Here is a 19681-nt window from a genome sequence, read left to right as displayed (position 1 = left end):
TTCAATTGGGCACAACCAATAGTCACGTGGCGCACAGCGGGACGTCGGGTGGGATGGTCTCGGCCCGTTTCACCACCGTGGTCTCGTCACCGAGTCCGCCCGTACGCTGGATCGGCCGGGTCCGGAAGACCTTCAGGAAGAAGTTGACGACGTCGGCGACCACCTGCGGGATCGAGTAGCTGATGCCGTACCGCAACGTCACGTTGATGCCGGCGCCCCGACAGACCGCCAGCGGAGCGCCAGCGCCGGAGCCGAGCGTCGCGCCGACGCCGGCCCGCAGTCCGGCGTACACCCCGGCGGTGAATCCCAACGCCCCGATGCCGACGGTGAACTTGACGTCGTAGCCGAACAGGATCCCGTTCACCCCGATCGACACGCCGGTGATCGAGTTGGTGAGGCTGTCGCGGACGGTGAACCCGGCGGGCATCACCGGCCCCCAGTAGGGACGGTGGTAGCCGTAGCCGAGCGCGCCGGTCAGCGCGTACTCGCCGGCGGCCTCGATCGAGCCGTCCTTGGCGGTGAACACCGTCCTGATGTCCAGCACCTGGTCGACGGTGGCGGAGAACGGGATCCCGAGGATCGTGCCGACCGGCACGCTGAACTGCACCGGCACCGCGACCGACTTGGCGAGGTTGCGGACGTTGCCGACCCGGGTCGCGGCCTTGACCGCCACCCGCAGGCCGGCCCCGCCCGTGACGCTGAACTCCGCCCGGGTCACCGTACCGCCGCTGATCACGAGGTCGAAGCTGGCGGACGGCCGCTGCATGATCAGTGTGACCTCACCGGTCATCCGGATCTCACCGTCGTCGTAGCCGAAACGCAGGCCGACTCCCTCGGCGCAGCAGGTCGGGGTCATCCGGAACCTGCCCGCCGTCACGGCCTCCCCGGCGGTCGCGAGCTTGGCCGGCGGCTGCGGGGGCCGCGGCGGGGACGGGGCGGACGCGAGCCCGGTGCCGGCGGGACCGCCGCCACCACCGCCCGCCGGCAGGTCACCGACCGCCCACGCCGGCTCCCCCGCCGCGTACCGGACGGGCCGGTCGAGCGGCACCGGCCGCTCGGTACGGAAAGCGCCGTCCCGCACCACCTCGGTCAACTCGACCGGCGCGACCGTCACCGCCAGATCGTCACCCTCCGGGCGGACGTCCACCACCCGGCCGACCGCCCGCGACGTCAGGAACATGACCTTTCCCGGGGCGAGGTCGTCCGCCCGGTCGGCCTCCCGATCGATCCGCCACGTGAGGCCGTCGTCGGTCACCGACCGCACGACCGCACCGCCACCGCCGACCAGCACCACGTCCGGCTGGTAGGTGACGTCGGGGTGCGGTCGCGGCGCGAGCCCGTACCGGATCGCGTCCGGGTGGTAGGGATCCGCCGCCTCCCCGCCCCGCGGTTCGCCACCCTGGCAGGCGCTCGCCAGCAGAACGGCCACCAGGGCCAGGACCGCTACCGGACGACTCGTCCTCATCGCCGCACCCGCTCAGATCCGCCCGGCCACGGTCCGGGCGACCCGCTCCAGCGGCGCCCGGTTCTCCGCCGGGTCGTTGAGCCGGACCAGCCGCACCGCCACCCAGCGCCCCGCCCGGTTCACGAAAGCGGCCTCGGCACTCACGTACGCCTCGTCCGCGACGCCGGACAGCGGGCGCAGCTCGTGCCCCAGGCTCCGCTCGACGTCGAGGAACTTCTTCGCCCCGTCACCGACGAACACCTCCACCTGGGCGGTCGGCCCGGTGACCGGCCCGGTGTAGGTGCACGTCTCCCGCACCGGCACCGCGTCCTCCAGCTTCGTGCCGGCGAGTTGCTCGGCCTCCTGCTTGGACACCAGCGCGCAGGCGTCCGGGCCGGCTGCCGCCGAGGTGGCCACCGGCTCCCCCTCCGCGCCGGCCGGCGGCAGTTGCGAGTCGACCGGGGGCGGTGCGGCGGGCGTCGCCGCCGGCTCGTCACCGCCGCAACCGGCGAGCGGTACGACCATCAGCCCCGTCACCACCAGCAGCGGCAGCGACCGTCCACCCCGACCTGTCTGCTTCACCTCGACGTCCCTCCTCGACGAAAGTTCCCGGACCAGGGGCGACCGCCGACGACGCACCGGCCGGCGGTCCCCGGCCCGGCGGTCACCACCCGGTGCCGTCCGCGTCCGGTACGGCGATCCACTCGGCCGGGCCCAGCCGGTCCACCCGCCAGCCGGCGGCCGCCGCCGCCTCCGCGACGGTGTCCGCGTCCGGCCCCTCGACGAGCGCGAGCACGACGTCGTCAGCGGGGATGCGCAACGCACCGCGTAGCCGGGTGACGCCGGTGCTCAACCGGCTGAGCGACTCGTCGGCGCGGTCCTCGGGGACCCGGTCGTAGCGTTCGAGGACGAAGAGGCGGGTGGCCATGCGCCGACGCTAGGTCGCCGCGCCACCCGGGTAATCGGGTGTTTCCCTATGCTTCGACGTCGGCGCCCCGGGCCATGGCCGCGCCCAGCTCGGCGCGGCTGCCGACACCGAGCTTGCGGTAGACCCGGGCCAGGTTGGCCTCGACCGTCTTCGGGCTGATGAACAGCGTGTCGGCGATGACCCGGTTGGTCCGGCCGGCGGCGGCGAGCCGGGCCACCTGCAGCTCGGTCGCGGTGAGCTGGCGGGGCGCGGGAGGGCGGCCACCTGTCCGGCCCGCCTCCAGCCGGGCCCGGGCCGCCAGGGCGACCGCGCCGAGGGCGTCGAACTCGACGGCCGCCGCGGCCAACGCGTCCCGCGCCTCGCGCCGGCTGCGGAGCCGCCGGTACGCGACGCCCGCCACCAGCAGGCACCGGGCCCGGTCGAAGGGCAGCACGTCGGCCGGCACGGCGGCCCGGGCGGCGACCAGCTCAGCGAGGGCGTCGGACGGGTCCCGGCCGAGGGCCCCGGCCAGCAGCACGCGACTGCGCGCCAGTCCGAGCGTGGTCCACGGCCGGGGCAGCCGCCGGTGCCGGGCGGCCAGCCGGTCCAGCACCGCCCCCGCGGTGGTCAGGTCACCGGCGCCGACACAGGCCTCCAGCCAGTCCGGCTCGAAGCGTTGGGCGAGCGGCTCGACGAGACCCATCTGGTCGATGGTGGCGGCGAGGTCGCCGTAGTGCCGGGCGGCCGCCGGTAGCCGGCCGTCGATCAGCGCGGCGAAGCCGGCCAGTTGCTCGTGGATCCGCCGGCACCACTCGTCGTCCGTCTCGGCCGCCCGGCGCAGCCCGGACTCGGCGATCCGCGTGGCCTCGGCCAGCTGGCCGCGGTGCACGAGCAGCAGCCCGTCCAGCCACTTCACGCCGACCTGGTCGCTGCCGTTCTGCTCGCCCAACTCGCGGGCGGCGGCGATGTGCGCGGCGGCGGCCGGCCACCGGCCGGCGAGCAGCTCGACCTCCCCGAGGTGGGTCCGGAGTTCGTGCTGGGACGGCTCGTCACCCCGCATGGTGGCCCGGTCCAACAGGGTGTGCAGCCGCTCCCGCGCCCGGTCGTGCTCGTCGATCGCCCGCCACCAGACCGCCGGCACGATCCCCGCCAGCCACGACGGCGCCGGCCCCTCCAGTTCCAGCGCCCGGTCCAGCAGCTCGGTGCGCGCCGGCAGCCCGCCACGGACCTCGTTGAGGAACAGCAGCAGCAACGCGGCGGCCTGCATGTCCCGATCGTTCCGACTGCCCGCGAGCAGCTCGATGGCCGCCTCGCCGTGGTGCCGGGCCGGGTCCGGGGCGTCCCGGAACAGGCTGAGGTGGGCGTGGATCCGTCCGGCCAGCGTCGAGCCGGCAGGCGCGGCCGCGAGTGCCGCCTCGGCCGCCCGCTCGGCCGCCCCCGGCGGCTCGTCGGAGCTCCACGCCACGACCGCACGCAGCAGCAGGGCCTCCGCCCGCGCGGCACCGGTCAACTCCCGCGCCGCCTGGTCGGCCGCCGCCTTGGTGGCCGGGAAGTCACCGCCGTCGAACCGGCACTGCACCGCGGCCAGCCGCCATCGGGCGTGCTCCCCGACCGGCGGCGGAACCAGGCGGGCGGCACAGTCGTACAGGCCCGCCGCCGTCTCCGGCGCCCCGCGGGCCCGCTGCCGGTCGGCGGCCGCCGCGATCTCCGCCGCCGCCGCCGGGTCCGGCCCGGTCACGCAACGGGCGAGGTGCCGGGCCCGCTCGTCGGGGTTCTCCGTGGTGTCGGCGAGCAGCCGATGCAGCCGCCGGCGCACCCCCGGCGGGATCTCGGCACGGACCGCCGCCGCGTACACCGGGTGGGCGAACCCGACCACGTCACCGCCGACCGTGACCAGGCCGGCCTCCTCCGCGGCGTCGAAGGCGCTCGGTGGCACGCCGGCTCGGGCCAGCCCGGCCAGGGTGGGGACGCCGGACAGGGCGGCCAGGCGGATCGCGTCCCGGGTCTGCGGGGGAAGGGTGGCGAGCCGGTCGACGACCAGGCCCCGCAGCGACGGCGCGGCCGGCAGGTCGGCCCCGGGTGCCGGCGGGTGCGGCATCCGGAGCACCGCCCGGGCCAGCTCGATCGCGAGCAGCGGGTTGCCGCCGGCCTCACCGGCGATCCGGACGAGCAGCGGTCGGGGCAGCGCGGCGCCGAGCTCGGCACGCAGAACGTGGTGCAGGGACCCGACGCCCAGCGGGTCGAGCGTGAGGCATTCCGGTCGGGCGGCCCGGTCGAGGCCCAGCGGCGCGGGCTCGGCGCCGGACTGCTCGACGCGGGCGGTCGCCAGGACGGCGACCCGCGGCACCAGCCGGCGCAGGGCGAACCGCAGCGCCCGTTCGCTCGGCGGATCGAGCCACGGAGCGTCGTCGACCGCCACGAGCAGCCGCGGCTCGGCCGGATCGGCCAGGGCGGCGCCGAGCAGTGCCTGCGTGGCGGCCCCGACCGACCGCTCGTCCACCGGCTGGGTGGCCTCGTCGGTGAGCAGCACGTTGGCGAGCGCGGCACGCTGCGGTGCGGGCAGCCGCGGCACCCGGTCGGCCAGCGTGGCCAGCAGGTCGGCCAACGCCGCGAACGGCAACCCCGCCTCGATCTCCGTCGGCGCGCAGTCCAGGACGCGCCAGCCGTCGCGACGCGCCGCGTCCAGGATCGCCCGGTGGACGACGGTCTTGCCGATCCCCGCCGGGCCCTCCAGGAGGACCGGCCGCCCCTCGGCCAGGGCACGCCGCGCACGGTCGATCACCTCGTCCCGGCCGACGACCGCCCCGCTCACCGAGCCAGTCTGGCAGCGCGAACAGCGGTCGGTCGAGCACGAACGGCGGGTCGCCCGACACCCGTACGATCCTGTGCGGCCGGGCTCAGGCGGCGGCCAGTGTCTCCAGCGCCTCGGCCACCGTGAAGGCGCCGGCGTAGAGCGCCTTGCCGGCGATCACGCCCTCGACACCGACCGGCTCCAGTGCGGCCAGCGCCCGAAGGTCGTCCAGAGTGGACACGCCGCCGGAGGCGATCACCGGGGCGTCGGTGCGGGCGCAGACCTCCCGCAGCAGGTCCAGGTTCGGCCCGCGCATCGTGCCGTCCTTGGTGATGTCGGTGACCACGTACCGCGACGCCCCGGCCTTGTCGAGCCGCTCCAGCACCTCCCACAGGTCACCGCCGTCGCGCGTCCAGCCCCGGGCCGACAGGGTACGGCCCCGCACGTCGAGCCCGATCGCGACCCGGTCGCCGAACTCGGCGCAGACCCGGTCGCACCACTCCGGATCCTCCAGGGCGGCGGTGCCGATGTTCACCCGGGCGGCGCCGGTGCCGAGGGCGGCCCGCAGCGACTCGTCGTCCCGGATGCCGCCGGACAGCTCCACCTTGACGTCGAGCTGCCGCACCACCTCGGCGAGCAGGTGCGCGTTGGATCCCCGGCCGAACGCCGCGTCCAGGTCGACCAGGTGGATCCACTCGGCGCCGTCGCGCTGCCAGGCGAGCGCGGCGTCGAGAGGATCGCCGTACGTCGTCTCGCTGCCGGCGGCGCCCTGCACGAGGCGGACGGCCTGGCCGTCGGCGACGTCGACGGCGGGCAACAGGGTGAGGCTCACGGAATCTCTCCTCGGATCAGGTACGACGGTCCAGAGCGATCACCACGATCGCCGGCAGTACGAGCAGCAGCAGCGCGACCAGGGCGAGTCGCAGCGCCAGATCGTCCACGAGGGACCAGATCAGCAGGATCGCCGCCCCGGTCAGCACCACGATCGCGGCGCGCTCCCCGCGACTGTGCCGCGGCAGCCGGCCGGTCCGCCCCCGGCGCACCGTGGGCGTCAGCCGGCGGACCAGTGCCCGCCGGCGGGCCCGGCGGGCCAGCCGCCGCTCCCGGACCACCCGCTCCCGCGCCGCCTCCGCCTCCCGCACGGCCCGGCGCCGGGCCCGTTCCTTGCTCATCGGACCTCCCCGGCGCCGCTTCCCGGCAGTCTCTCAGTCACCGGCGGGCAGCGTCGCGAGCCAGTTGCGCAGCAGCGCGGCACCCGTGTCGGCGGACTTCTCCGGGTGGAACTGGGCGGCGGAGAGCGGGCCGCGCTCCACGGCCGCCACGAACTCGGCCTCGTGGCGGGCGGTGGTGACGGCGGCGCCGGCAGCGGCGAGCCCGGCCACGTCGCCGACGGCGTACGAGTGGACGAAGTAGAACCGGCTGTCGCCGGACAGGCCGGCGAAGAGCACCGAACCGGCCGGCGGACGCACCGTGTTCCACCCCATGTGCGGCAGCCGCCGGGCCGGCAGCTTCGTAACCCCGCCGGGCAGCAGCCCGAGGCCCTTCGTCACGACGCCGTGCTCGTCGCCGTGCTCGAAGAGCACCTGCATGCCGACGCAGATGCCGAGCACCGGCCGGCCGGCGGCGACCCGCCCGGCGATGACCGGGCCGGCGCCGAGCGCCTCGATGCCCGCCATGCAGGCGGCGAACGCACCCACGCCCGGCACCACCAGGCCGTCCGCGTCGGCGGCGGCGGCCAGGTCGTCGGTGACCGTCACGTCCGCACCGGCCGCGGCCAGCGCGCGCTCCGCCGACCGCAGGTTGCCCGAACCGTAGTCGAGTACCACCACACGGCTCATGCCGCCGCCCCCTTCCGGTCGGCGCCGCCGCGGGACGCCGGTGCGCTGTACCGCTCGCTCACGACCCCTCCCCCGGGAGCAGCCACAACCCGCCGGCCACGGCGGCCAGCACGGCCAGCACCGCGGTGACCGCCAGCGCCCCGCGCGGGGCCCCCTGCCGGTGCAACGAGAGCACCCCACCGGCGAGCACCCCGGCCAGGACCAGCAGCAGGATCGGAAGCAGGCTCGCCATCAGAGCCCTCCGCCATCCGCGACCGCGGTACTGCGCCGCACTGCGTTCCTCGCGTTCATCAGAGGGCGCCCTTCGTGCTCGGCACCACGCCCGCCGAGCGCGGGTCGATCGCGGTCGCCTCGCGCAGCGCCCGGGACACCGCCTTGAACTGGGCCTCCACCACGTGGTGGGCGTCCGGGTGACCGCCGGGCCGGGCGGCCCGCAGCACGTCCACGTGCAGCGTGATCCGGGCCGACTGCCCGAAGGACTCCCAGATGTGCCGGGTCATGCTGGTCGGGTAGACCGGGCCGATGTACGGCGCGAGCGCCGGCTCGTCGTGCACGACGTACGGCCGGCCGGACAGGTCCACGGCGGCCCGGACCAGCACCTCGTCCATGGGGACGGTGGCCGAGCCGTACCGCCGGATGCCCGCCTTGTCGCCCAGCGCCTGGTCGAACGCCGCGCCCAGCGCGAGCGCGGTGTCCTCCATCGTGTGGTGCGCGTCGATCTCCAGGTCGCCGACGGTCTGCACGGTCAGGTCGAAGCCGCCGTGCCGGGCGATCTGGTTCAGCATGTGGTCGTAGAAGCCGACACCGGTGCTGATCTCGGCCTGGCCCGTCCCGTCGAGGTCGATCTCGACGAGGACCTTGGTCTCCTTGGTGACCCGCTCGATCCGGGCGGTCCGACTCATGACAGCTTCTCCATCGCAGACAAAAAGGCGTCGGTCTCGGCGGGCGTGCCGGCGGTGACCCGCAGCCAGCCCGGCAGGCCGACGTCGCGGACCAGTACCCCGGCGTCCAGCAGCGTCCGCCAGGCGGCGGCCTGGTCACCACGGGTCTCGAAGAGCACGAAGTTGGCGTCGCTGTCGGCCACCCGGTGGCCGCGGGCACGCAGGGCGGCCACGATCCGGTCCCGCTGCTCCATGATCGCCGCGACGGTGCCGAGCAGGGCGTCGCGGTGCGCCAGGGCCGCGCGGGCGGCGGCCTGGGTGAGCGCCGACAGGTGGTACGGCAGCCGGACCAGCTGCACCGCCGCCACCACCGCCGGGTCGGCGGCGAGGTAGCCGAGCCGCCCGCCGGCGAACCCGAACGCCTTGCTCATCGTGCGCGTCACCACCAGCCGGGGGTGCCCGGGCAGCACCGCGAGGGCGCTGACCGTGCCCGGCCGGGCGAACTCCGCGTACGCCTCGTCCACGACCACCATGCCCGGCGCCGCGTCGAGCACGGCCGCGACCACGGCCGGGTCGAGGGCCGTGCCGGTGGGGTTGTTCGGCGAGCAGAGGAACACCACGTCCGGCTGGTGCTCCCGGACCTGCGCCACCGCGTCGTCGGCGCTCAGGCCGAAGTCGGCGCCGCGCCGGCCGGGCACCCACCGGGTGCCGGTGCCGAGCGCCAGCAGCGGGTGCATCGAGTACGCCGGCGTGAAGCCGAGCGCGCTGCGCCCCGGCCCGCCGAACGCCTGGAGCAGCTGCTGCTGGATCTCGTTGGAGCCGTTGGCCGCCCACACGTGGTCGACGGTGAGCCCGTGCCCCAGGTACGCGGCCAGGTCGGCGCGCAGCGCCACCGCGTCCCGGTCCGGGTAGCGGTTGAGGTCGCGCAGCTCGACGGCGAGCGCCTTGGCGATGGCGTCCACCACCGCCTCGGGCACCGGGTACGAGTTCTCGTTGGTGTTCAGCCGGACCGGCACGTCGAGCTGCGGCGCCCCGTACGGGGACCGGCCGCGCAGGTCGTCCCGGATCGGCAGGTCGTCCAGGGCACTCATGCCGCCGCCCCGCTCCGCTCGGCGCCGCCCTGACGGCGGCGAGGGCTGAGCCCGATGGTTCGCTCGCTCCGCTCGCTCACGGGGTCTCCCCCGGGAAGCGCGCGCTGACCGCCTGGCCGTGCGCCGGCAGGTCCTCGACGGTGGCCAGGGTGACCACGTGCGGCGCCACCTCGCGCAGCGCGTCCCGCGTGTACTCCACCAGGTGGATGCCCCGCAGGAAGGACTGCACCGACAGGCCGGACGAGTGCCGGGCGCAGCCGCCGGTGGGCAGCACGTGGTTGGAGCCGGCGCAGTAGTCGCCGAGCGACACCGGCGACCAGGCGCCGACGAAGATCGCGCCGGCGTTGCGGACCCGCAGCGCCCAGTCGCGGGCGTTCTCGGTCTGGATCTCCAGGTGCTCGGCCGCGTACGCGTCGACCACCCGCAGCCCCGCCTCGAGGTCGTCGACGAGCACGATGCCGCTCTGCTCGCCGGACAGCGCCGTGGTGACCCGCTCGGCGTGCTTGGTCGCCGGGACCTGGCGGGCCAGCTCCCGCTCGACCGCGTCGGCCAGCGCGGTCGACGGGGTGACCAGCACGCTGGCCGCGAGGGGGTCGTGTTCCGCCTGGCTGACCAGGTCCGCGGCGACGTGCGCCGGGTCGGCGGTGTCGTCGGCGAGGATGGCGATCTCGGTCGGGCCGGCCTCGGCGTCGATGCCGACCACGCCGCGCAGCAGCCGCTTGGCGGCGGTCACCCAGATGTTGCCCGGGCCGGTGATCATGTCGACCGGCGCGCAGAAGACCGTGCCGGCGGGGTCGACCGCGGCGCCGTACGCGAGCATCGCCACGGCCTGCGCGCCGCCGACGGCGTAGACCTCGTCCACCCCGAGCAGGGCGCAGGCGGCGAGCACGCGCGGGTCGGGAAGGCCACCGTTGTCCTTCTGCGGCGGGCTGACCACGACCAGCGAGCGCACCCCGGCCGCCTGGGCGGGCACCACGTTCATCACCACGGTCGACGGGTACATCGCCAGGCCGCCGGGGACGTACAGGCCCACCCGGTCGACCGGCACCCAGCGCTCGGTGACCGTGCCGCCGGGCACCACCTGGGTGGTGTGGTCGGTGCGGCGCTGGTCGGCGTGCACCCGCCGGGCCCGCGTGATCGACTCCAGCAGCGCGGCGCGCACCTGCGGGTCGAGCGTCCCCTCGGCCTCGGCGATCACCTCGGCGGGCACGCGCAGCACGTCCGGGCAGACCCCGTCGAACCGCTCGCTCGCCTCCCGGATCGCCGGGTAGCCATGCTCCCGCACCGCCTCCACGAGGGGGCGGATCCGCTCGACGGCCACGGACACGTCGAGCTGGGCACGAGGCAACAGGCGGCGCGGGTCACGGACACCGCCGCGCAGGTCGATCCGGTTCAGCACCCTTGCGAGTCTAGGCGGACACGTCCGGCACCGACCGGCACCGCCCGCACGACGGGACGGTGAGCCGGGACACGCCGCCGGGACCGGATCCGGATACGCTCGACGCGTGACTGCGCGGCTGCCGGTGTTTCCGCTCGGAACCGTCCTCTTCCCCGGTCTGGTGCTGCCGTTGCACATCTTCGAGGAGCGTTACCGCGCGCTCGTCCGGCACCTGGTCGATCTTCCCGACGGCGCGCCGCGGGAGTTCGGTGTGGTGGCGATCCGGGCCGGCTGGGAGGTCGCCCCGAAGGGGCCGGACGGCCGTCCGCTGCCCGACGGCGGCGAGCTCACGCTGCACGACGTGGGCTGCACCGCCGAGCTGCGGCAGGTGACCGAGCTGCCGGACGGCGGCTTCGACATCGTCACCGTGGGCCGGCGGCGGTTCCGCGTCGGCGAGGTCGACCGCGCCGGCGCGCCCTACCTGACCGCCGAGGTCGAGTGGCTGCCCGAGCCGGCGACCCCGGACGAGGCCGCCGGCCTGCTCGCCGCCCGCGTGCTCGCGGTGTTCCGGCAGTACCTGGGGCTGGTCCGGGCCGACCCGGAGGAGATCTCCGAGCAGCTCCCGGAGGATCCGACGGTCCTTTCGCACCTGGTCGCCGCGACCGCGGCGCTGACCGTCGCCGACCGGCAGCGGCTGCTCGCGATCGACGACACCGCCGCCCGGCTCCGCGCCGAGCTGCGGCTGCTCAACCGCGAGGCGGCTCTGCTGCGCCAGGTGCGGGCGGTGCCGGTGCCGCTGGGGGAACTCGCGTCGCCGCCGACCCCCAACTGACGCCGGGCACCGGCCCGGGGTGCAGCGACGGCCACCGGGACCAGCCGGCCAGCAGGGTGTACGCGACGGCGGCGCCGAACGCGGGCAGCAGCACGTTGCCGTACGGCACCGGGAGCACGCCCAGCACCCACTCGATCCCGCCGGCCCGCAGGTCGGCCGGCTTGCCGAACGCCTCGCCCTCCGGGGCGGTCGTCAGCAGCCGCTCGAAGGTGGCCAGCCCCACCCGGCGGCCGACCTGCCAGGCGACCAGCGCCGCGCCGAGCGAGCCGAGGACCGCGGCGAGCAGCCCGACCGGGCCCCGGCCCCGGCGCAGCACGAACCAGAGCGCGATCGCCGCCAGCACGCCGAAGCCGAGACCGAGCAGGCTGAACCAGCCGTCGGCGGCGATCGGCTGCTCGGGCTGCGGCTCGCCGTAGATGGCGCCCTCCGCGGTCCGCACCACCGGGGTGTCGGGTGCCACCGCGGCCCAGAGCAGCCCGAGCGGCGCGCCGAGCACCACCAGGCCGAGGGCCGCCGCCACGGCCCGCGCGATTCGCGGGCGGGGTGGCTCCTCCGCCACCGGGGGCGGACCGTCGTACCAGGTCGCCGGGTACACCGGGCCGGCCGGCCCGCCGACGGGCGCCACCGGCGGGCCCTTCGCCGCAGCGGGCCCCTCGGCCGCGACCGGCGTCGTCGGGTCGCCGCCGGACGGGCGCTCCCGCGGCACGGCCGGTGCGGGCGGCTCGACTGGTGGCTCGGCGTGCGGCGCCGCGGCCGCGGGCCGTGGCTCGGGGCGGTCGGGGTCGGGGGTGTCCGCGCTCACCCCGTGATCCTCTCAGGCGCGGCGCCGCGACGGGTCGCCGGTGGACGAGACGCCCGGCCGGTCAGCGGGCGAACGGCTCCAGCATCACGGCGGCGGCGTTCAGCCACGCCTCCCGGGTCGCCGGCTGGAGCTGGTGGTACTCGATCGACGAGCCGCTCTCCAGCGCCGGGTCGTACGGCACCACGGTCACCGCCCGGGTACGGGTGGCGAAGTGGCGCTCCAGGTCGGCCTGGAGGTCGGTGCGGCCCGGGGTGGGGCAGGAGATCAGCGTCACCGCGTTGTCGGCCAGCTCGCCCATGCCGACCTCGTGCAGCAGGTCGAGCATCCAGTCCGCGCTGAACGCCGCGTCCTCCCGGGGCACCGTGGTGACCACCAGCTGGTCGGCGGCCTGCATGACGGTGCGCCAGTTGGCGCTCTCCACGTTGTTGCCGGTGTCCACGCAGATCACGTCGTGGGTACGCCGGAGCAGCTCCAGCACCCGGCGCACGGTGAACTGGTCGAGCCGCTGGGCGAAGCGGGGGCTCTCCTCGCCGGCCAGCACGTCGTACGAGCCGTCCGAGGCGTGCCGCAGGTAGTCGTCGAGCTGGTCGAGCAGCTCCGGCCCGTCCTTGATCTCGATGTGGGCGAGGTCGCTGATCAGGTGCCGGATGGTGCGCGCGTGCCGGGCGCTGCCGGCGCGCAGCCCGAGGGTGCCGCGCAGCTCGTTGTCGTCCCAGGCCAGCACGCCACGGCCGCGGATACTGCCCACGGTCGCCGCGGCCAGCACGGTCGCCGTGGTCTTGTGCACGCCGCCCTTCGGGTTGGCGAACGCGAGCACCCGGGGGGTGCCCAGCTCGCGCCGGAGCACCGAGGCGGCCCGCTCCCGCTCGCTCTCCACCGCCTGCGGCCGCCACTCCACCCGGGCGTATCCCCGGTCGGCGGCCGGCGGCGCGTACGCCGGCTCGGGCTGGTGGCTTGTCCCCGGCGGCGCGTACGCCGGCTCGGGCTGGTGGCCGGTCCCCGGCGGCGCGTACCGCGGGTCGACCGGTGCGTGCCGGTAGCCGTTGTCGAGCAGGGCGTACCGCGACTGGGCCGGCGGGGGCGGCTCGGGCTCGGGGTAGCGCGGCTCCGGGCGCGGAGCCGGCGGCGTCCGGTACGCCGGGTCGGCCCGGTAGGTCGGGTCCACCCGGTAGGTCGCCTCGGCACGGTAGCCGGCGTCGTCCCGCGGGCCGCCGGCGTACGGTGGCGGTTCCGCGCCGTAGGGCGGGGGCTCGGCGCCGTACGACAGCTCCGCGGGGTGCCCGACGGCCGGGACCCGGGCGGCGTAGCCGTTGCCGGCGGCGCGCCGGGGCAGCGGCTCGGGCGCCGGGGAATCCGCCCGCCGGTCCGACTCGCCCTGCTCAACGGCGCGGCCAGCCAGCCGCGCCCGGTCGAGCAGCGCCCGCCACCGCGGTGCCGGTTCGGCCGACCGTCCCCAGCCGGTCTCGCTGCCCTCCACGGCTCGCCCTCCCGACGCCATCCTGCTCCGCCTGACAGGCTACGAACGAAACCCTATTCGGGCCACACCGGTACGCGCACCGGCGGGCCCGCCCACTGTCAGGAAGTGGGCTCCGGCGAGCGGATCTCGGAGGAGTCTGTCGAGGTCACCGGCGACTGCGAGGTCGCCGGTGACGGCGGCGTGGTCGACGGAACCGGTGACGAATTAATCACCGGTGGTGCCGGCGACGGGGTCGCGCCCGCGTCGGGCGTCGGCGCGGCGGCCGAACTGGGGACCGGATCGGCGGTCGCCGGGGCCGCGGGCGGGGGCACGGCAGCGTCCCTCGGCGGACTCGCCACCTCGTCCTGCTCCGGCAACGGAGGCGTGAAGACGGTGCGATCGAGCCGGCGCACCTCCGGAGCCGGGTCCACCACCCGCACCCCCGGCCGGGACGCCACGCGGCGCAGGGCGACCGGCTCCGCCCGGACCACCGCGGCGTAGAGGCAGGAGCACCCGGTGCGGTAGGCCGTCGCCTCCGCCGCGGCCACCTCGGCGCCGCTGACGTACCACTGGCGGAGCTCGCGTTCCTCGGGGCCGCCACCGGTCACCGCAGCGGCCCGCGCCAGGTAGTCGGCGGCCTCCCGGTCCTTGCGGGCGGCGACCTCGCCCATGGCGGCGACCGCGTCGTCGGGCAGCCGCTGCGCGGCGATGCGGACGATCTCGGTCTGCCGGTCGGGCAGCGGCACCCGTCCGAAGACGGCGGCGACCGGCACGTCGCCGAGAACGCTGGCCGCCCGCTGCGGTGTCAGGTACGCGGAGAGGGAGACCAGCGCGTACGTGCCGTCGCCGGACGACGGGACGGCCGCCGGCATCGCCGCCAGGTCGGCCGCGGCCGCCTGGACGTAGCCCGGGATGGAGTCCCCGGCGGCCACCCCGACCCGGGTGACCTCGCCCACCGTGCGGTCGCCGACCGGAGCGCCGTCGGTGGCCCAGACGGCGGTGAGCAGCACGGCGGCGCAGGAGAGCAGCGCCACCGTGGGCAGCACCCGGGGCCGGGCCGGGCCCTGGCCCAGCCGGCCGGCGGCGGCCAGGAGGCGGGGCAGCAGCTGCTGGTCCAGCTGGCGCAGCAGGTCACCGGCGCGCACGGGCGGGGGTCCCCCTCGTCGGGTCGTCACGGGCGGGTCTCCTGGATCTCGTCGACACCCGGAACGGGTCCGGCCGGCGAGATCCGTGAGACACGTGCTGGGGCGGTCGCCGCCGCCGTCAGTCCCGCAGGAGTGCCAGCGCGCGGTTCAGATCGTCAGGGTAGTCGCTGACGAAGCGCACCTCGTCCCCCGTTCGGGGGTGGCGGAACCCCAACTCGCGGGCGTGCAGCCACTGCCGGTCGAGGCCGAGCCGGGCGGAGAGCGTCGGGTCGGCACCGTACGTGAGGTCGCCGACGCAGGGGTGGCGCAGCGTCGAGAAGTGGACCCGGATCTGGTGGGTGCGGCCGGTCTCCAGCCGGACGTCGACGAGGCTCGCCGCCGGGAACGCCTCGAGCGTGTCGTAGTGGGTGATGCTCGGCTTGCCGCCGGAGACGACCGCCCAGCGGTAGTCGTGGTGGGGGTGCCGGTCGATCGGGGCGTCGACGGTACCGCGCAGCGGGTCCAGGTGGCCCTGCACCACCGCGTGGTAGCGCTTGTCCACCTCGCGGTACTTGAACGCCCGCTTCAACACCGTGTACGCCTGCTCGCTCTTGGCGACCACCATGATGCCGGTGGTGCCGACGTCCAGCCGGTGCACGACGCCCTGCCGCTCGGCGGCGCCACTGGTGGAGATCCGGTGGCCGATCGCGGCCAGCCCGCCGACCACGGTCGGGCCGGTCCAGCCGGGGCTGGGGTGGGCGGCCACGCCGACCGGCTTGTCCACCACGACGATGTCGTCGTCGGCGTACACCACGGTCAGGCCGGCCACGGCCTGCGGCACCACGGCGGGCGGGGCGGCCGGTGGCGGCAGCGTCACCTCCAGCCAGGACCCGGCCCGCACCTTGTGCGAGTTGGCCCGGACCGCGCCGTCCACCAGCGCGGCACCCGCGTCGACCAGGGCCGCGGCGGTCGTCCGGGAGAGCCCGAAGAGTCGGGCGACGGCCTGGTCGAGCCGCAGGCCGTCCAGGCCGTCGGGCACCGGCAGCGAACGCTGGTCACCGCCGGCCGCGAAGGCCGACGTCATGCCCGCCCCCGCGGCTCGCCGTCGCCGGTGGCCGCGTCGGCGGCCTCGACGGGACGGCCGTCGCGCCCGAGTCGGCTGCCGTCGCGCTGGCGGCCGGTCAGCTCGAGCAGCACCGCCAGGATGACGCCGCAGACCAGGGAGCTGTCGGCCAGGTTGAACACCGGCCAGACCCGCCCGTACGGGTCGAGGAGGCTGACCATGTCGACCACGTGGCCGACGAACCAGCCGGGGGCCCGGAAGATCCGGTCCATCAGGTTGCCCAGCGCACCGCCCAGCACCAGGCCGAGCGAGAGCGCCCAGGGCAGCGAGCGCAGCCGCAGCGCCATCCAGAGGATCCACCCGACCACGCCGATGGTGATCAGCGGGAAGATCCACGTGTGGTCGGCGCCGATGCTCCACGCCGCACCGCTGTTGCGGGTGAGGCTGAGGTAGACGAGGCCACCGAACAGCTCGACCGGCGCGCGGTCCTCGAGGGCCTGGAGGGCGAGGTGCTTGGTGAGCAGGTCCAGGGCGAGGGAGGTCAGCCCGACGCCGAGCAGGACCGCGAGGGCCCGTCGCCGCGGCGTACGCCCGCCCCGGGTCGGCGGGTCGGCGGGCCCGTTGTCGCCGGCGGGCCCGGTCTGGCCGGCCGGCTCGGCCTGACGGTCGGAGCCGGGTTGCCCGGCGGTCCGGGCGCGGCCGGGGCCGGGGGTCGGTGCTGCGGTCATCTGCTCCCCATCGACGCTCGCGGCGGCGCCGGGGCGCCGCCTCCTCTCCGCCGCCGGGGAGCGTCGCCTCAGCGCCGCTCCTCCAGCTGCTTGCAGGTCACGCAGAGGGTGGCCGACGGGAAGGCGGCGAGCCGCTCCACCGGGATCGGGTTGCCGCACCGCTCGCACCAGCCGTAACCACCCTCGTCGAGCCGCTCCAGCGCCCGCTCGACCTGCGTGATCCGTTCCAGGATGCTGTTGGCGAGGGAGATCTCCTGCTCCCGCTCGAACGTCTTGGTGCCGGTGTCGGCCTGGTCGTCCCCGGCCGAGTCGGTCAGCCGATCGCGCTGCAGCTCGGTGATCTCGCTCAGCGTCTGATCGTACTCGGCGCGAAGCTCGTCGCGCCGCGCCGCCAGGGCCGCCCGGATCTTCTCGGTCTCCGCCGCGCTGCGGGTGGCCTTGGCCACCGGCTTGCGGCCGGCGGTCCTGGTGTCGGCTGGCTTCGCCATCGTCGCTCCCTCGGCCGCGGAGCCGCGGGGACCGCGGCACCTGGACAGGGGTCGCCGCGTTCGGCGCCCCCAGGTACGAAACGGGCGCGCCACCACAGGGCAGCGCACTCCGGAGGTTGGCAAGGATACGGAACGTACAGGCGTCCGACAACGTGCCGCACCGACGCCCCGTCGTTCAGCCCCTACTCATGCCATATCGGGGCAAAAGGAACGCTAGCAGATCAACCATCCCGGTCCTCGCCGTACTCGCCAAACCACCGGGCCAGGCGGCCCTGCCGGCTGACCGCCCGCAACCGGCGCTCCGCCTGGTCGCGCACCCCGTGGGTCGCCACGATCAGCAGGCTGTCGCCGGTCTTCAACCGGAAGTCCGGGCCGGGTACGAAACCCACCCCGTCGCGCAGCACGAGCGTCACCGAGGCGCCCAGCGGCAGCCGCAACTCGTCCACGTGCACCCCGGCCAGGCGGGAGCCGGGCGGCACCTCCAGCTGGAGCAGGTCGGCCCGCATCCGCTCCAGCGGCGCCGTCTCCACCCGGATCTCCGCCGCCTCCGCGGGCGCGGTCACCCGCAGCCAGCGGGCGGCCGGGGCCAGCGTGCCGGCCTGCACCAGCGTGAAGATCACCACCAGGACGAAGACCGCGTCGAAGAGCCGGTCCGCACCCGGCACCCGCTCCGACAGCGGGATGGTGGCCAGCACGATCGGCACCGCCCCGCGCAGCCCCGCCCAGGACAGGAAGGCCTGTTCCCGAAGGCCGACCCGGAACGACAGGGCGGACGCGGCCACCGAGACCGGCCGCGCGAGCAGCACCAGCGCGAGCCCGGCGACCAGCGCGGGCAGCACCGCCGAGCCCAGCCGGCTCGGCGACACCAGGAGACCGAGCAGCACGAAGAGCCCGATCTGGGCCAGCCAGGCCAGCCCGTCGGCGAAGCCGAGGATGGCCTGGCGGTGCGGCAGCCGGGCGTTGCCGAGCAGCACGCCCGCGACGTAGACGGCGAGGAAGCCGGAGGCGTGCAGCACCGAGCCGGCCGCGTACGCCAGCACGGTCAGCCCGACCGCCGCGATCGGGTAGAGCCCCGCCGAGGGCAACGCCGCCCGGCGCAGCGCCCACCGCCCGCCCACGCCGGCCGCGAAGCCCACCAGGGCGCCCAGGCCCAACTCGTACGTGACCAGGCCGACCTCGTACCACCAGGGGTGCTCGACCGTGGGCCGGGACAGCAGCACCACCAGCAGCACGACCGGGGCGTCGTTCATGCCCGACTCGGCCTCCAGGGTCGCCACCAGCCGGGGCGGCAGCCGCAGCCGGCGCAGGGTCGCGAACACCGCCGCCGCGTCGGTCGAGGAGAGCACCGCGCCGTAGAGCAGCGCCAGCCGCCAGTCCAGCCCGAGCAACAGGTGCACGACGAGCCCGACCACCAGGATGCTCACCACCACGCCGACCGTGGCGAGCGCGGCGGACAGCCCCAGCACCGGCCGCAGGGTGCTCCACCGGGTGCTCAACCCACCCTCGGCGATGATCAGGATGAGCGCGCAGAACCCCAGCGTGCGGGTGAGGTCGACGTCGTCGAAGCGGATGCCGAGCCCCGCCTCGCCGATCGCCACTCCCAGCGCGAGGTAGACGAGCAGGCTCGGTACGCCGAGCCGGGTGGACAGGCGGACCGCGCCCACCGCCACGAGAAGCACCGCCGCGCCGAGCAGGAGCGCGACCTCCAGACCGGGACTCACGGGTGGTCCGCGCGGGCGGGGCCCGGGCGGGCACCGCCGGGCCGCCCCGAACGCGGGCGACGACCGGCAGCGGCGGTGGTGCCGATCGGCACGGCTGTCACACCGGAACCGGCACCGGTCACCGCCCGTCCGGATGGCGCATGCCGTCTCGTCGCGACTCGCGCCGGGACGGCGACCCCGGCCCTCATCCGTCGCGGAGGCGGTGCAGCGCCCCGGGCAGGTCCGGGGTGGCCCCCTCGACGAGGAAGAGCTTGTCGCGGCTGGCGGCGCCGGTGCGCAGCGACACCGCGGCGGGCCGGACGCCGAGCGCGTCGGCGAGGGCCTTGCGGGCCGCCTCGGTGGCCCGCCCGTCCACCGCGGGCGCGGTCACCGCGACGACCAGGGCGGGACCGTGCGGGCCGTCGAACCGGCCGCCGACCCGGGTACGGGAGGAGCCCGGCTTCACCCGGACGGCGATGGTGAGCGGACCGCCGCTGCCCGGCGCGTCAGGCACCCGCGCCACCACTGGCGATCCGCCCGTCCTCGGCGAGCAGGGCGGTGACCGGCGCGCAGTGGGCGCACGGCGTGAAGCCGAGGTCGACGGCCTCGGCCACCGGCACCGGTTCGTGCTCCCGGCCGACCAGGTGCGGGCACCCCGCGAGGTGGTACCGGGGGCGGCCGTCGACCACCCGCACCTCGTGGTCGAGGCGGGCCAACCGCGCCGCGTCGCCCACCGGGACGTCCTGCGCGGCGGGCTCGTCGTCGAACGGCTCGACCCCTGCCGACGGGTCGGCCGTCGGCGGCTCGGGTGGTTGCCGCCACCCGGAGCCGTCGTCGACCGGCGGAGGAACGTGCTGGACCGGGACACCCGTGTCCACGGCCGGCCCGTACGCGCCGGCGGGGGCCGGGCCGCCGCGGGGCCGGATCCGCTCGGCCGTCACCCGGGCGGCGGCCACCTGGCGGGCACCCGCGACCAGCGCGACGGCGGCCAGCAGGCTGGCCGCGATGGAGATGACCAGCAGGAGGCTCGAGCCGCCGGCCAGACCGATCACCAGCAGCACGACCGCGAGGACGATGAGCAGGAGACTGGCGACTATCACGGCTCACCCCCGCCGCGTCGTACCGATGTGGCGAAGCCGGCGACCGTCACCGGACGGT

The 19681-nt window shown here is 76.0% G+C and carries 21 protein-coding genes; 1 reads left to right on the top strand and 20 read right to left on the bottom strand.

Annotated elements, in window-relative coordinates; genetic code table 11:
• Positions 1-22 precede the first annotated feature (22 nt).
• The 11 genes from ACN26Y_RS16565 to hisD all read right to left on the bottom strand — a co-directional run bounded on the left by ACN26Y_RS16565 (position 23) and on the right by hisD (position 10351).
• Positions 23-1465, bottom strand: a complete 1443-nt coding sequence (locus ACN26Y_RS16565) for a hypothetical protein (RefSeq protein ID WP_422732976.1) — start codon at positions 1463-1465, stop codon at positions 23-25.
• A gap of 12 nt (positions 1466-1477) precedes the next feature.
• Positions 1478-2026 carry a hypothetical protein gene (locus ACN26Y_RS16560; protein WP_366598993.1) on the bottom strand — a complete coding sequence of 183 codons (549 nt, stop codon included), beginning with the start codon at positions 2024-2026 and terminating at the stop codon, positions 1478-1480.
• An 82-nt stretch (positions 2027-2108) separates the two neighbouring features.
• Positions 2109-2372, bottom strand: a complete 264-nt coding sequence (locus ACN26Y_RS16555; RefSeq protein ID WP_366598992.1) for a hypothetical protein — start codon at positions 2370-2372, stop codon at positions 2109-2111.
• Positions 2373-2418: 46 nt separating this feature from the next.
• Positions 2419-5163: an AAA family ATPase gene (locus tag ACN26Y_RS16550; protein WP_422732975.1), complete on the bottom strand. Its 2745-nt coding sequence runs from the start codon at positions 5161-5163 to the stop codon at positions 2419-2421.
• An 85-nt stretch (positions 5164-5248) separates the two neighbouring features.
• The gene (priA, locus tag ACN26Y_RS16545; protein ID WP_155331132.1) at positions 5249-5974 is read right to left on the bottom strand and encodes a bifunctional 1-(5-phosphoribosyl)-5-((5-phosphoribosylamino)methylideneamino)imidazole-4-carboxamide isomerase/phosphoribosylanthranilate isomerase PriA; all 726 of its coding nucleotides are present in this window, start codon (positions 5972-5974) and stop codon (positions 5249-5251) included.
• Positions 5975-5990: 16 nt separating this feature from the next.
• Complete coding sequence (locus ACN26Y_RS16540) at positions 5991-6314, bottom strand: hypothetical protein (protein ID WP_155331131.1); 324 nt, start codon at positions 6312-6314, stop codon at positions 5991-5993.
• 33 nt (positions 6315-6347) lie between these two features.
• Positions 6348-6980, bottom strand: coding sequence for an imidazole glycerol phosphate synthase subunit HisH (hisH, locus tag ACN26Y_RS16535; RefSeq protein WP_155331130.1), 633 nt, complete (start codon positions 6978-6980; stop codon positions 6348-6350).
• Between the two features lie 58 nt (positions 6981-7038).
• The gene (locus ACN26Y_RS16530; protein ID WP_196255867.1) at positions 7039-7212 is read right to left on the bottom strand and encodes a hypothetical protein; all 174 of its coding nucleotides are present in this window, start codon (positions 7210-7212) and stop codon (positions 7039-7041) included.
• Positions 7213-7270: 58 nt separating this feature from the next.
• Complete coding sequence (gene hisB, locus ACN26Y_RS16525; RefSeq protein ID WP_155331129.1) at positions 7271-7882, bottom strand: imidazoleglycerol-phosphate dehydratase HisB; 612 nt, start codon at positions 7880-7882, stop codon at positions 7271-7273.
• A complete protein-coding gene (locus tag ACN26Y_RS16520) occupies positions 7879-8952 on the bottom strand; it encodes a histidinol-phosphate transaminase (protein WP_366598987.1) in 1074 nt (357 codons plus the stop codon). Before ACN26Y_RS16520 ends, hisB begins: the two co-directional genes overlap by 4 nt.
• Positions 8953-9028: 76 nt before the next feature.
• A complete protein-coding gene (gene hisD, locus ACN26Y_RS16515) occupies positions 9029-10351 on the bottom strand; it encodes a histidinol dehydrogenase (RefSeq protein WP_155331127.1) in 1323 nt (440 codons plus the stop codon).
• A 106-nt stretch (positions 10352-10457) separates the two neighbouring features.
• Between hisD and ACN26Y_RS16510 the strand changes: the two genes are divergently transcribed.
• The gene (locus ACN26Y_RS16510) at positions 10458-11162 is read left to right on the top strand and encodes an LON peptidase substrate-binding domain-containing protein (protein ID WP_155331126.1); all 705 of its coding nucleotides are present in this window, start codon (positions 10458-10460) and stop codon (positions 11160-11162) included.
• On the opposite strand, the gene ACN26Y_RS16505 is transcribed toward ACN26Y_RS16510, so the two are convergent.
• The 9 genes from ACN26Y_RS16505 to ACN26Y_RS16465 form a co-directional block, all read right to left on the bottom strand.
• Complete coding sequence (locus ACN26Y_RS16505) at positions 11077-11964, bottom strand: DUF2567 domain-containing protein (RefSeq protein ID WP_155331125.1); 888 nt, start codon at positions 11962-11964, stop codon at positions 11077-11079. The genes ACN26Y_RS16510 and ACN26Y_RS16505 overlap by 86 nt on opposite strands.
• Before the next feature lie 61 nt (positions 11965-12025).
• Positions 12026-13462 (bottom strand): MinD/ParA family ATP-binding protein, encoded by a 1437-nt coding sequence (locus tag ACN26Y_RS16500; protein WP_422732974.1) that lies wholly within the window; start codon positions 13460-13462, stop codon positions 12026-12028.
• 77 nt (positions 13463-13539) lie between these two features.
• The gene (locus tag ACN26Y_RS16495) at positions 13540-14565 is read right to left on the bottom strand and encodes a hypothetical protein (RefSeq protein ID WP_422734941.1); all 1026 of its coding nucleotides are present in this window, start codon (positions 14563-14565) and stop codon (positions 13540-13542) included.
• Positions 14566-14683: 118 nt separating this feature from the next.
• Positions 14684-15628, bottom strand: coding sequence for an RluA family pseudouridine synthase (locus tag ACN26Y_RS16490; RefSeq protein WP_422732973.1), 945 nt, complete (start codon positions 15626-15628; stop codon positions 14684-14686).
• A complete protein-coding gene (gene lspA / locus ACN26Y_RS16485) occupies positions 15625-16335 on the bottom strand; it encodes a signal peptidase II (protein WP_155331122.1) in 711 nt (236 codons plus the stop codon). Before lspA ends, ACN26Y_RS16490 begins: the two co-directional genes overlap by 4 nt.
• Positions 16336-16403: 68 nt before the next feature.
• The gene (locus tag ACN26Y_RS16480) at positions 16404-16823 is read right to left on the bottom strand and encodes a TraR/DksA family transcriptional regulator (RefSeq protein ID WP_007463005.1); all 420 of its coding nucleotides are present in this window, start codon (positions 16821-16823) and stop codon (positions 16404-16406) included.
• A gap of 221 nt (positions 16824-17044) precedes the next feature.
• A complete protein-coding gene (locus ACN26Y_RS16475) occupies positions 17045-18544 on the bottom strand; it encodes a potassium/proton antiporter (protein ID WP_155331121.1) in 1500 nt (499 codons plus the stop codon).
• Positions 18545-18728: 184 nt separating this feature from the next.
• On the bottom strand, positions 18729-19046 hold the full coding sequence (locus tag ACN26Y_RS16470) for a DUF167 domain-containing protein (protein ID WP_155331120.1): 318 nt from the start codon (positions 19044-19046) through the stop codon (positions 18729-18731).
• Positions 19030-19623 (bottom strand): hypothetical protein, encoded by a 594-nt coding sequence (locus ACN26Y_RS16465; protein ID WP_155331119.1) that lies wholly within the window; start codon positions 19621-19623, stop codon positions 19030-19032. The genes ACN26Y_RS16470 and ACN26Y_RS16465 overlap by 17 nt, the downstream gene beginning before the upstream one ends.
• Positions 19624-19681 lie beyond the last annotated feature (58 nt).

The organism is Micromonospora sp. WMMD558 (assembly GCF_049315255.1).
In the GTDB taxonomy this organism is placed as follows: Bacteria; Actinomycetota; Actinomycetes; order Mycobacteriales; family Micromonosporaceae; genus Micromonospora.
Note: the sequence above shows the minus strand (reverse complement) of the source record. Positions and strands in the feature narration are given on the sequence as shown.

Coding starts and splice junctions, on each gene's coding strand:
- lspA (WP_155331122.1), bottom strand. CDS start 16,335: ATGACCGCAGCACCGACCCCCGGCCCCGGCCGCGCCCGGACCGCCGGG.
- ACN26Y_RS16555 (WP_366598992.1), bottom strand. CDS start 2,372: ATGGCCACCCGCCTCTTCGTCCTCGAACGCTACGACCGGGTCCCCGAG.
- ACN26Y_RS16520 (WP_366598987.1), bottom strand. CDS start 8,952: ATGAGTGCCCTGGACGACCTGCCGATCCGGGACGACCTGCGCGGCCGG.
- ACN26Y_RS16540 (WP_155331131.1), bottom strand. CDS start 6,314: ATGAGCAAGGAACGGGCCCGGCGCCGGGCCGTGCGGGAGGCGGAGGCG.
- ACN26Y_RS16480 (WP_007463005.1), bottom strand. CDS start 16,823: ATGGCGAAGCCAGCCGACACCAGGACCGCCGGCCGCAAGCCGGTGGCC.
- ACN26Y_RS16490 (WP_422732973.1), bottom strand. CDS start 15,628: ATGACGTCGGCCTTCGCGGCCGGCGGTGACCAGCGTTCGCTGCCGGTG.
- ACN26Y_RS16530 (WP_196255867.1), bottom strand. CDS start 7,212: ATGGCGAGCCTGCTTCCGATCCTGCTGCTGGTCCTGGCCGGGGTGCTC.
- ACN26Y_RS16565 (WP_422732976.1), bottom strand. CDS start 1,465: ATGAGGACGAGTCGTCCGGTAGCGGTCCTGGCCCTGGTGGCCGTTCTG.
- hisH (WP_155331130.1), bottom strand. CDS start 6,980: ATGAGCCGTGTGGTGGTACTCGACTACGGTTCGGGCAACCTGCGGTCG.
- ACN26Y_RS16500 (WP_422732974.1), bottom strand. CDS start 13,462: ATGGCGTCGGGAGGGCGAGCCGTGGAGGGCAGCGAGACCGGCTGGGGA.
- hisB (WP_155331129.1), bottom strand. CDS start 7,882: ATGAGTCGGACCGCCCGGATCGAGCGGGTCACCAAGGAGACCAAGGTC.